Annotated in this window: 1 protein-coding gene; it reads left to right on the forward strand. The window is 50.8% G+C overall.

The window, feature by feature from the left end; translation table 11 throughout:
- Positions 1-93: 93 nt before the first annotated feature.
- On the forward strand, positions 94-518 hold a 425-nt coding region (locus SOP95_RS31530; protein WP_323609518.1), incomplete at its 3' end, for an ABC transporter permease.

The following is a 518-nucleotide window of genomic DNA, read 5'->3' on the forward strand; positions in this document are numbered from 1 at the left end:
GCTAAGGGTTGATCGTCGGTGCATGACGGGCGAGTCCGCAGTTAAGTGGTGCAATAAGTCAGGCATAGGCCTGGCTTTTTTCAGGAGTCAGCGATGTTGGGGTTGTTTAGAAGCCTTTGGGAGTACCGGGGTTTCGTCTGGTCATCCATTCGGAATGAGTTCGTTGCCCGTTTTGCCCGTAGCCGATTGGGTGGGCTGTGGATGATCATTAACCCGCTGGCGCAGGTGGCGATCTATGCGCTGGTGTTGTCCAACGTGTTGGCGGCGAAACTGCCCGGAATCGACAATAAGTATGCGTATGCACTTTATTTGATGGCCGGGATGCTGGCGTGGAGTTTGTTTTCCGAAATTATCAATCGTTGCCTGACCTTGTTTATCGATCAAGGCAACTTGATGAAGAAGATGCGTTTTCCGCGTATCACGTTGCCGGTGATTGTTGTCGGATCCTGTTTGCTCAACTACGTGTTGCTGTTTCTCGCTTTGCTGTTGGTTTTTGCATTGCTTGATCAGTTTCCAGG

Origin of the sequence: Pseudomonas sp. YuFO8 (assembly GCF_035065025.1) — a bacterium.
Classification (GTDB): Bacteria; Pseudomonadota; Gammaproteobacteria; order Pseudomonadales; family Pseudomonadaceae; genus Aquipseudomonas; species Aquipseudomonas putida_AE.